Here is an 8,489-nt window from a genome sequence, read left to right on the forward strand (position 1 = left end):
TCAGGCGTCATTTGGGTTGACTTGGATTTAAACTGATATACTTTTTATTTAGATCAAAACTAGGTCGATTTCAAAATGAGCGTTCAATTAGGTCTAGGGTTCGGATGGAAAGAATGTTCAGTTAGTTTAGTTCTACTTTAAAAATGCCCAGTCCAAATTTACAATAGATCAAGAAATTCTTTTTTGGTAAGACTGCAATCGGATATTATTTTCAATAATAATCCCCTTGCCAAGTTCATTTTTTCGGGGAATTGCAGTCCAGATGCCTTCTCCGTTTTCCACTATAATGTGACTGCCAGATTGTCTTGTTGCATAAAATCCCTTTTTTCTTAATGCTTTGAAAACTTCTCTCCAGCCTAGTACTGGCAGGCTCAAACTGAAACAGTTACCAGATTAGAAGACTTTCTTTTTTTATCTTCCAAATAGGATAGGCAGAGCTTGATAGCATCTTTTGTATCCTTTATTGCCTCAGCTTTGGTGTTTCCCTGTCCCCTAGCTTGAGGTATTTCAAGGCAATATCCAACATAGAATTTACCATCTTTTTTTATTATCATGTTGTAATCTCTTCTTTGTGCCATGAGTTAGGGTAGTTGTTTTATTATATAAAATTGATACTTTTGAATTCATATTCTTGTTAACTACCAAGTCTCCAATCAGTTTAGTTCTCCGCAAAAACCGACATTATCTTGATGTGTTTTGTTCTAGTTTAATTCCCCACTTTAAAACACGGACAAATCGATTTTAGATTCTAGTCCGTGGTGACTATGGCATGCTATTTCGCAATTATTCCAATATCCATGTGATTTTCCATCATAGAATACATTGACTTTCCAGCAGGAATTACATGGGTGTGTAACGTATAGTAACCAGGAGAATCAAGCGTGAATTTGACTAGATATGTTCCATCTCCTAGATTTTCTGCATCAAACATTTCACCTACCATATTCATTGTACCCATAGGAGTACCTTCTTCCAATCCAACAGTTACTTGCGCGTCAGTTAGAGGAGTACCAGTATTTTTGTCTAGTACAAGGAGTTTGATTTGATCTTCTTTTCCCACTGATACTTGTTGGCTTGATTCTATCTTTATTATGACATCTTTTGGAACTTGGTTCATCATACTTGACATCATACCGCCGCTTTCCATCATAGAGTTAGTTGAAAGATCCTTCCAACCCTGCATCATCGATGTAGGCGAACATCCCAGACCAAATACCGTATTTGAAAAAAGACCAGCTATCGTAACTACTGCAGCTATTGCGATTACTGTCACTATCATAGTTTTATTAAATGGCAACTAGCTATATTGGTTTCTTATCATATTTTAGTTGAGACATTTACAAATGTAAAATACTCTAGTTAAATATCTCAGGAACCATACAAGTTTGAAGTATGGCTAAGGATCCAGTATGTAAAATGGAAGTAGACGAAAAGAACATGCCGTCATCAAACCACGGTGGCCAGACCTACTACTTTTGCTGCCCGTCTTGCAAAGGTGCATTTGAGAAGAATCCTACCAAGTATACTTGAGTGCAGTCCCCCACAAGCAATGGCAGTGAATTTCCAAACAAAGTTCTTTTCGCTTTTCTGTTCCATTACTGGCCCTAGCTATTTTGTGCTAAGTGAGAGTACTATTTTGTCACCATCATGCAAGATGTAATTTTTATAATCTGATACTGTCTGGCCATTGACTGTCATGAACACATTGTATCCACCCATATTTAGCCCCCAAATGCCAAGAAACTCTCCAAAAGTGTAATATCGGTTTGCATAAGACTCCACATGAATGGTGCCAGAAGTATCATGGGTGTGCAACGGCGCCATTCCTGTCATGCCATACGAATCAAGCGAGTGATCATTCCACAAGGTAGGATCGATTCCTATCTGTGCGGGCACTGTAGCTTGCTTGCCATCTACTACAAATGTGAGTTGTGGATGAAAGTGCATCATGCCCATGGAATCCATTGGCGGGTTCGTATATGCATTTCCGGTTAAGGTTTTAGTCGTTTGATATTCCATCAAAACTGCAATTCCAATAGCTATTGCGATTACCACACCTATTGCAAGCAATTTTGATTTCTTTGATCTTGACATGTTCTTTGAGTTTTCGTCTTGTTTTATTTTCATCTAACCTCTTTTCAAGCGTTACTTGTTATGAGAGATATAAATTATCAGTAGTTTACAATTGTAAAATCTAAACACTCAGCTAATGCAAAAAATCATACTTGATGTAGGGTGAACATACATTCCTGGTTGTCGCATTTCCAGAAGATTGTCAGTGCAAATTTTCCTCCCAACTTGACTCCTTTTGTTGAACAATGAAGTTCCATCCTGCCTTTCTTACAATGTGAACAAGGATCTCCTATTCTGATTTTGTCATGATTCAAAATATCTAGGAATTGAGATTCAGTTTTATTCTGTGAGCTTAACAGCAGCAACCACCGCCTCGACCAGAGTCTTCCTTGCTTCTTGCCATTTGCATCTCTGCGTACTTTTGGGCGTCTTCGTTGGAGCAAAAGTATTTGCCAAATCTCTTGATGCCAGTTTCCTTCTTTACATCCATTCCACAGACGTGGCAATGTTTTTGTGAACCAAACATTACTTATTTTGACAGTGTTGATATTTTAATCCAGATCTTTACATTTGTAAAAATTAATTCTTCTTTCTCTTTGGAGTCCATCTTTTCATGGCAAGTGAGCTCATGGTAACAGAAACCGAACTTGCTGCCATCGCTATTCCAGCAAGTGCTGGATACAGAAATCCTACAGCAGCTACAGGAATCAAGATCGCGTTGTACATGAAAGCATAAGTCAGGTTCTGCTTTATCTTTCCTACAGTCTTCTTTGCAATCTCGATTGCAGTAACAACATCTCGAATGTCGTCTCTGACAAGAATCACTTTGCCGGCCTCTATTGCAATGTCCGTGCCAGATCCTACCGCTATCCCTACGTCGGCTGCAGTAAGAGCCGGTGCATCATTTATTCCGTCTCCAATCATGGCTACCTTCTTGCCTTCATTTTGGATCCTCCTTACCACATCTACTTTTCCTGACGGCAAGATACCTGCAAAGATCCTCTCTATGCCTACCATCTGGGCAACTTTGCTTGCAGTCTTTTCATTGTCTCCTGTAAGCATTACAGGTTCTATCTTCATTGATTTCAAAATAGAGACAGCCTCCTTTGCCCCTTGCTTTGGAGTATCAAGTAGTCCTATGACTCCAAGAACCACATCACCCACAGAAACTATCACTGCTGTTTTTCCTTCTTCCTGTAGTTTCCCAATTATTTGATTGGAAGACGATATGTCTATTTTCTGATTTTGCATGAATGCGGGACTGCCAACCTTCAAACTCAAGTTGTTGTGGGTAGCTATCACGCCAAGTCCTGCAATTGCTTCAAAGTATGACGCATCATCTATTTTCATTCCTTGATCTTGCACATGTGCAACAATTGCCTTTGCTAACGGATGCTCAGAACCTTTCTCTGCAATAGCTGCAAGGGTTAGTGTAGTTTCATTTTTGTCAGAACTGATTGCAGGAACAACCATGGCCAATTTTTTTATCTCGACCACGTCTGTCACCTGAGGCTTTCCTTGTGTTAGAGTTCCTGTCTTGTCAAAGATTGCCACCGAGATTTTGTTTAGCATCTCCATCGCCTCTCCTCCTCTAAATATCACGCCATTTGATGCACCCTTGCTCATACCAACCATGATTGCAGTAGGAGTAGCAAGACCTAGTGCACATGGACATGCAACAACGAGCACAGCAACTGCGGGAATTATTGCAGCACCAGCAACGCCGTGTGTTACTGCAAAATACCAGACAATGAAAGTAGATAGAGCGACAACCATTACCGCGTATGCAAAGTATCCTGCAACCCTGTCAACCAATTTTTGCAGGAGAGGCTTTCTGCCCATTGCTTCTTCCACAAGTTTTACTACCTGCGAGAGAAACGAGTCAGAGCCAACTTTGGTTGCTTTTACAACAAGCATTCCTTCTCTGTTGATTGTCCCACCTATCGCATCTGTCTCCAATCTTTTTTGTTACAGGAACAGACTCGCCAGTTATCATGGATTCGTCTACTGCCGAGGTACCAAATACCACCGAGGAATCGACCGGAATCTTCTCTCCTGGCCTGACTACCTAGAATATCTTCAGGCTGGATAAGTTCCACCGCTATCTCAAGCCTCTTTGCCATCTTTCTTTCTTATTATAGCAGTCTTGGGCTGGAGCTCAAGCATCTTCCGGATTATGGAGCTGGTCTTGCCCTTGGTTTTTAGCTCCATGTACTTGCCTAAAATTATGAATGTGATGACAACTGCCGCTGCATCGTAATACATGGCATGCCAGTGGGGAACCGGAAACGTATTGAATGCACTAAAGACATAGGCTGCGGTCGTACCGAGCACAACCAGGGTATCCATGTTTGCAGACCTCATCTTTGCAATTCGAAACGCGCCAGTGTAGAATCTGCTTCCAGTCACAAACTGAACCGCTGACGCAAATACAAACATGGTATATGCCGCAATGTTTGTTCCGGATATAGCCAAAAATTTGAAAACTTCGGGATAGCTGAATAAAATAACAGGAACAGTAAGAATAATTCCAACTATGAACAGATGTTTGAGTTTTCTTGCCTCGATGTCCTGTGTTGATATTCCTAGATCTTCACTTAGAATGCCATATCCGAGCTCTGTGATCTTCTTTCTAATGTCTGCAAGAGACAGGAGGGCTGAGTTGTATTCGATATTAATTTGTGAATTTCCATAATTGACGGACGCTAACTTGATGCCATTAATTTGTAGCAATTTTTGCTCAAGTCTCGCCGAATCAGTAGAATCTGAAACTCCACTAATCTTCAAAGATAGTTTTTCGTAGACTACCTTGTAACCTATTTCCTCAATTGCCTTTTCAATAGAATCAAGTTTAACTTTTGTTTGATCAAATTCTAATGTAGCCTTTTCAGTAGCCAAGGTTGACCTCTACTTTGTTTACTCCCGGAACATCTGAAATACATCTCTGGATGGAACTGACACATCCAGCGCAGTGCATTCCGCCTATCTTCAATACCGTTCGCCTGGTTTTCTCTTCTTGCTTGGCTACCTCAACAATCATGGAATATCATGATATATTACGCACGTCATTTACTTAACTATGGAACTTTACAATTGTAAAGTGTACAAGATATACATGCATGAGATGTAATCACTGTCATGCCGCTCAAGCTAGATGAGATAGATATTGCACTGTTGGAATCTCTCATCAAGGATGGCAGAAAATCTTTCAGACAGATAGCAAGAGAGATCAACGTAAGCACCCCTACAGTCAAGACACGCTATGAGAGACTGGTTAACGTAGGTCTGATAAAGGCAGTCTTGCCTGACATTGATTTGGGAAAACTTGAGACAAAAACAAGCGTCATACTAGATCACATTCGTGAGAAGGCACTCAAAAGGCCATCCGATAAAACTTCGACAAGGGAGCACTTGTGAAATTGTCATGTGACTATTGCAAGGGACCTGTTCATGGAAAACCAAGCATTCTAAGATTTGCAAATGCGGAGAGATTTTTTTGTTGCACGTCATGCAAATCACTGTACAAAGAAAAATACAAGGGCAGAATTGAGGCGCTCGAGTAGCAAGATGTCCCTACAGAAAAGTCAGATCATAAAACTGCAATTCTTCGCAAGTATTATTAATGTGAAAAAATATTGCCGTTCATGATGTCTTGTGGTACAGGAAGAATATCAAAGAGGAAAATCGCGATCTTCTCCGTAGCAGGTGCAGGAGCAACAGCAGTGTTTTACTTTGCGTTTGCAACTCACAATCCTGCTCTTGCAGCAATAGCTCCAACATTTCTGACACTAGGACTATGTCCTGCAATGTGTGCTGCCATTGGCGGAGCAATGTGGTTTAGCAACAGGGTTGTCAAGAAGAAGAATTAATTTTTACAATTGTAAAGATTGGTATTAAAATATAACCTGTAATCGTTGAAGATACGATTTAATATTAATAAACTGACTTTTGAGCAGTTGGAAAAGCAGAAGACGGTTTTTCGTTCTCATAAAATGCTCATTACTGTTGGATTTGTCGCAATGCTGGTCTCGTTTTTGTCATACTGGAATAACCATTCACTCATAATCACACCAGCGTCCATGCCAGCATTGCAAAGGCTGGCAATAGTGACATACGTAATCATGTTCCTGTCTTTTGGTTCCATCGGATGGGGCTTGCACAGATTCTACAGGGCAAAGATAGGGGATGCAGACAATTCTACCTCTTCCATAATTTCAAGCGTAATTAACAGCAGAAAATCAAGGCGGATCTTTACCATCAGTGCCATTGGATACGGCCTGTTTTTTGCGTTCGGTTCAGGCATAATACTATACAAACCAGAGCTGAACTTCACTGATTACGGCCTTTCAGTGCCTATGGCAGAGCTATCTCCATGCTGTGGCCTTCTAGGGCAGATGCCCATGGTTCTTTCCACCTTTACAGAGCATTGGGGCTTTCAATTGATTCCACTCAACTTGGTGCTGTGGGTAATAGTCTCCTTCTTGGTTGGTCTGAACTTTACAATGATGGCAAAGGCATTTTCAATTGCAAGAAAGAGTAAAGGGTTAGGAATATTTGGAGCAGCCACAGGCTGTTTTGTCGGATGTCCCACATGTGCCGGTACAATATTCTTTTTGCTCACTAACATGGGAATCACCGCCACCACTACTGCGACCACAATATTTCTTACAACATACGGACTGCAACTTCAAAGTATTTTCATGGCAATATCCATCCCAGCACTGTTAGCAACTCCATACATAATGGCAAAAGCTATCAGAAAATCTTCTAGAGAGTCATGTTCAATAAAATAAAACGCCAGTCATTCTCAATATTTGTGAGTTGAACAATGAATATAACAGTGATGAAAAGCGCATTTCAAAGTGTCTTTAGAGATACAAGATATGTTGCAGTGTCTGTACTGATTTCCTTTTTCATGTTTTTTATTTTCATTCTAGTCAACAACTTTTCAACATTTGTTACAGTGTTAAGACTTCACTCTTCTGCCAAATTAATGATTGATGTGATAACAAACGGAGCTGTAAACATACTAGATTACTCTGCTGCTCTGTTTGCGTCAATTATTGCAGTCTCCATACTTTCTGGCATGACGATCTCAATGATAATCTACCAAGTACGCTTCACTAGATCCTTTGGTGGCAAGAGAAATCTTGCTGGCTTTGGAGGGATTTTTGGCGGCGCGTTTTCTTCCGCGTGTTCTGCCTGTTCGACTACACTAGTCTCTATTTTTGGAGTTGCGGGAGGACTTGCGATATTACCTCTGAAAGGACTAGAATTCAGCTTGCCAAGCATAGGTATCCTTGTTATGTCCATGTATTTCATTTCCAAGGGACTGGTGGAGTCAGGTAGGTGCAAGATATGAAATTGAAAATACCGACAAAGTATTTTGCAATATGTGGAGGGTCGATAGCAGTAATTGCAGTAATTTGTATTGTCTTGATTAATTATCATGGGCTTTCTCCTTCAGAATCTGTATCTCTTCAACATGCAGATAGCAAGCTGCTTGAGATTTACGATTCCATCCCTACGCAGACAGGCAAGAATGTTTTCATGAATCAAAGTAAGGGCCTCACCAAATCAGTAGATCCTGAGCTGGTTGATCTAGACAGCCAGATAATTTCGTGCAGTGCTAGTGTAGATAGCCTGCTCACTTCGTCTCCAAATATAGGCGGCAGCTGCACCGGTCCAGGCGTGAGTCTTGACAACATAAGTGGAAAATATCTTGGTGGCCAATGCTGTGGGATTCTTCAAAATACTACAGAATACCATGAGCATCTGGAAAAACTCCAACAATATTCGAATATACCTGATATTCCACTAAATCCGTACAAGACTGCTGTGTACACTGCAAAAAAGTGGATAGACTATGACAGCAAAACCACATTGAGTGCATCAGAGCAAACTGTATACGAACAAGCAATGAAGATTTCAGGGGAAGGTCCTTGTTGTTGTCACTGTTGGCATTACTATGTTAACGAAGGTGTTGCCAAGAAACTGATTCATGACTACAAATACAACGCAAAACAGGTTGCTGATTTCTGGAATGTTTCTGATATTTGTGGCGTATGAAACCACTTTCAACTATTTGACACTAATTTAACAATCTCTTTTTTATACAAGATCATCAATTCGGATAATCTTTCTTCTTGGCTTTTTGAATTAAGGATATCCGATTGCTTTTGATACTGTAAGATTCGAGTCCTGTAATACTCTAGTATGAGGGTCGTTATTTTGGATCCACTAAGAGATCTTGCGAATCAGTTTAACACTCTTACTTTTTAAAAATAAAACAGCGTGTGCCGCAGGAGTGATGATGACATCTACTTAACACTTGTCGTACTCGTCGTGACGACGCCACCAGACGCCAGTCTCGTTGCGCCCCTTAGGAGCTCGATCGAGCCATTGGTACATACCCC

General features: G+C 40.6%; 17 protein-coding genes. 7 read left to right on the forward strand and 10 right to left on the reverse strand.

Going from position 1 to position 8,489, the window contains the following annotated elements; translation table 11 throughout:
* Window positions 1-168 precede the first annotated feature (168 nt).
* From DYY67_RS09420 to DYY67_RS09430, 3 genes are all read right to left on the reverse strand, one after another.
* Complete coding sequence (locus DYY67_RS09420) at window positions 169-375, reverse strand: type II toxin-antitoxin system HicA family toxin (protein WP_166392618.1); 207 nt, start codon at window positions 373-375, stop codon at window positions 169-171.
* A complete protein-coding gene (locus DYY67_RS09425) occupies window positions 372-578 on the reverse strand; it encodes a type II toxin-antitoxin system HicB family antitoxin (protein ID WP_166392619.1) in 207 nt (68 codons plus the stop codon). The genes DYY67_RS09420 and DYY67_RS09425 overlap by 4 nt, the downstream gene beginning before the upstream one ends.
* 194 nt (window positions 579-772) lie before the next feature.
* Complete coding sequence (locus DYY67_RS09430) at window positions 773-1,279, reverse strand: FixH family protein (protein WP_166392620.1); 507 nt, start codon at window positions 1,277-1,279, stop codon at window positions 773-775.
* A gap of 113 nt (window positions 1,280-1,392) precedes the next feature.
* Between DYY67_RS09430 and DYY67_RS09435 the strand changes: the two genes are divergently transcribed.
* Window positions 1,393-1,530: a YHS domain-containing protein gene (locus DYY67_RS09435; RefSeq protein ID WP_166392621.1), complete on the forward strand. Its 138-nt coding sequence runs from the start codon at window positions 1,393-1,395 to the stop codon at window positions 1,528-1,530.
* A 78-nt stretch (window positions 1,531-1,608) separates the two neighbouring features.
* Here DYY67_RS09435 and DYY67_RS09440 read toward each other — a convergent pair whose 3' ends face one another.
* From DYY67_RS09440 to DYY67_RS09465, 6 genes are all read right to left on the reverse strand, one after another.
* Entirely contained in the window at window positions 1,609-2,127 is a 519-nt protein-coding gene (locus tag DYY67_RS09440; RefSeq protein WP_166392622.1) for a hypothetical protein, read from the reverse strand.
* Window positions 2,128-2,425: 298 nt separating this feature from the next.
* Entirely contained in the window at window positions 2,426-2,599 is a 174-nt protein-coding gene (locus DYY67_RS09445) for a hypothetical protein (RefSeq protein WP_166392623.1), read from the reverse strand.
* Between the two features lie 53 nt (window positions 2,600-2,652).
* Window positions 2,653-3,990: a heavy metal translocating P-type ATPase gene (locus DYY67_RS09450; RefSeq protein WP_166392624.1), complete on the reverse strand. Its 1,338-nt coding sequence runs from the start codon at window positions 3,988-3,990 to the stop codon at window positions 2,653-2,655.
* A complete protein-coding gene (locus DYY67_RS11945; protein ID WP_166392625.1) occupies window positions 3,956-4,102 on the reverse strand; it encodes a hypothetical protein in 147 nt (48 codons plus the stop codon). The genes DYY67_RS09450 and DYY67_RS11945 overlap by 35 nt, the downstream gene beginning before the upstream one ends.
* A gap of 77 nt (window positions 4,103-4,179) precedes the next feature.
* On the reverse strand, window positions 4,180-4,971 hold the full coding sequence (locus tag DYY67_RS09460; RefSeq protein WP_166392626.1) for a heavy metal translocating P-type ATPase: 792 nt from the start codon (window positions 4,969-4,971) through the stop codon (window positions 4,180-4,182).
* Window positions 4,961-5,113: a heavy-metal-associated domain-containing protein gene (locus DYY67_RS09465; protein WP_166392627.1), complete on the reverse strand. Its 153-nt coding sequence runs from the start codon at window positions 5,111-5,113 to the stop codon at window positions 4,961-4,963. Before DYY67_RS09465 ends, DYY67_RS09460 begins: the two co-directional genes overlap by 11 nt.
* Window positions 5,114-5,211: 98 nt before the next feature.
* Between DYY67_RS09465 and DYY67_RS09470 the strand changes: the two genes are divergently transcribed.
* The 6 genes from DYY67_RS09470 to DYY67_RS09490 all read left to right on the forward strand — a co-directional run bounded on the left by DYY67_RS09470 (window position 5,212) and on the right by DYY67_RS09490 (window position 8,142).
* Complete coding sequence (locus DYY67_RS09470; protein ID WP_255493119.1) at window positions 5,212-5,490, forward strand: Lrp/AsnC family transcriptional regulator; 279 nt, start codon at window positions 5,212-5,214, stop codon at window positions 5,488-5,490.
* Window positions 5,487-5,636, forward strand: coding sequence for a TRASH domain-containing protein (locus tag DYY67_RS11235; protein WP_320416045.1), 150 nt, complete (start codon window positions 5,487-5,489; stop codon window positions 5,634-5,636). Before DYY67_RS09470 ends, DYY67_RS11235 begins: the two co-directional genes overlap by 4 nt.
* Before the next feature lie 81 nt (window positions 5,637-5,717).
* Entirely contained in the window at window positions 5,718-5,942 is a 225-nt protein-coding gene (locus tag DYY67_RS09475; RefSeq protein ID WP_166392628.1) for a hypothetical protein, read from the forward strand.
* 123 nt (window positions 5,943-6,065) lie between these two features.
* Window positions 6,066-6,866: a hypothetical protein gene (locus tag DYY67_RS09480; protein WP_218584714.1), complete on the forward strand. Its 801-nt coding sequence runs from the start codon at window positions 6,066-6,068 to the stop codon at window positions 6,864-6,866.
* Between the two features lie 50 nt (window positions 6,867-6,916).
* Window positions 6,917-7,435, forward strand: coding sequence for a hypothetical protein (locus tag DYY67_RS09485; RefSeq protein ID WP_166392630.1), 519 nt, complete (start codon window positions 6,917-6,919; stop codon window positions 7,433-7,435).
* Window positions 7,432-8,142 carry a hypothetical protein gene (locus DYY67_RS09490; protein ID WP_166392631.1) on the forward strand — a complete coding sequence of 237 codons (711 nt, stop codon included), beginning with the start codon at window positions 7,432-7,434 and terminating at the stop codon, window positions 8,140-8,142. Before DYY67_RS09485 ends, DYY67_RS09490 begins: the two co-directional genes overlap by 4 nt.
* A 255-nt stretch (window positions 8,143-8,397) precedes the next feature.
* On the opposite strand, the gene DYY67_RS09495 is transcribed toward DYY67_RS09490, so the two are convergent.
* Window positions 8,398-8,489, reverse strand: a 92-nt coding sequence (locus DYY67_RS09495; RefSeq protein ID WP_166392632.1) for a DUF899 family protein, incomplete at its 5' end; no start/stop codon positions are given.

The organism is Candidatus Nitrosotalea sp. TS, from assembly GCF_011319465.1.
Taxonomy (GTDB): domain Archaea; phylum Thermoproteota; class Nitrososphaeria; order Nitrososphaerales; family Nitrosopumilaceae; genus Nitrosotalea.

Excerpts from the sequence above, each read along its gene's own strand:
- DYY67_RS09480 (WP_218584714.1), top strand. The coding sequence starts at position 6,066 with ATGCTCATTACTGTTGGATTTGTCGCAATGCTGGTCTCGTTTTTGTCA.
- DYY67_RS09435 (WP_166392621.1), top strand. The coding sequence starts at position 1,393 with ATGGCTAAGGATCCAGTATGTAAAATGGAAGTAGACGAAAAGAACATG.
- DYY67_RS09475 (WP_166392628.1), top strand. The coding sequence starts at position 5,718 with ATGATGTCTTGTGGTACAGGAAGAATATCAAAGAGGAAAATCGCGATC.
- DYY67_RS09450 (WP_166392624.1), bottom strand. The coding sequence starts at position 3,990 with ATGCTTGTTGTAAAAGCAACCAAAGTTGGCTCTGACTCGTTTCTCTCG.
- DYY67_RS09430 (WP_166392620.1), bottom strand. The coding sequence starts at position 1,279 with ATGATAGTGACAGTAATCGCAATAGCTGCAGTAGTTACGATAGCTGGT.
- DYY67_RS09485 (WP_166392630.1), top strand. The coding sequence starts at position 6,917 with ATGAAAAGCGCATTTCAAAGTGTCTTTAGAGATACAAGATATGTTGCA.
- DYY67_RS09440 (WP_166392622.1), bottom strand. The coding sequence starts at position 2,127 with ATGAAAATAAAACAAGACGAAAACTCAAAGAACATGTCAAGATCAAAG.
- DYY67_RS09425 (WP_166392619.1), bottom strand. The coding sequence starts at position 578 with ATGGCACAAAGAAGAGATTACAACATGATAATAAAAAAAGATGGTAAA.
- DYY67_RS09445 (WP_166392623.1), bottom strand. The coding sequence starts at position 2,599 with ATGTTTGGTTCACAAAAACATTGCCACGTCTGTGGAATGGATGTAAAG.
- DYY67_RS09470 (WP_255493119.1), top strand. The coding sequence starts at position 5,212 with ATGCCGCTCAAGCTAGATGAGATAGATATTGCACTGTTGGAATCTCTC.
- DYY67_RS09490 (WP_166392631.1), top strand. The coding sequence starts at position 7,432 with ATGAAATTGAAAATACCGACAAAGTATTTTGCAATATGTGGAGGGTCG.
- DYY67_RS09465 (WP_166392627.1), bottom strand. The coding sequence starts at position 5,113 with ATGATTGTTGAGGTAGCCAAGCAAGAAGAGAAAACCAGGCGAACGGTA.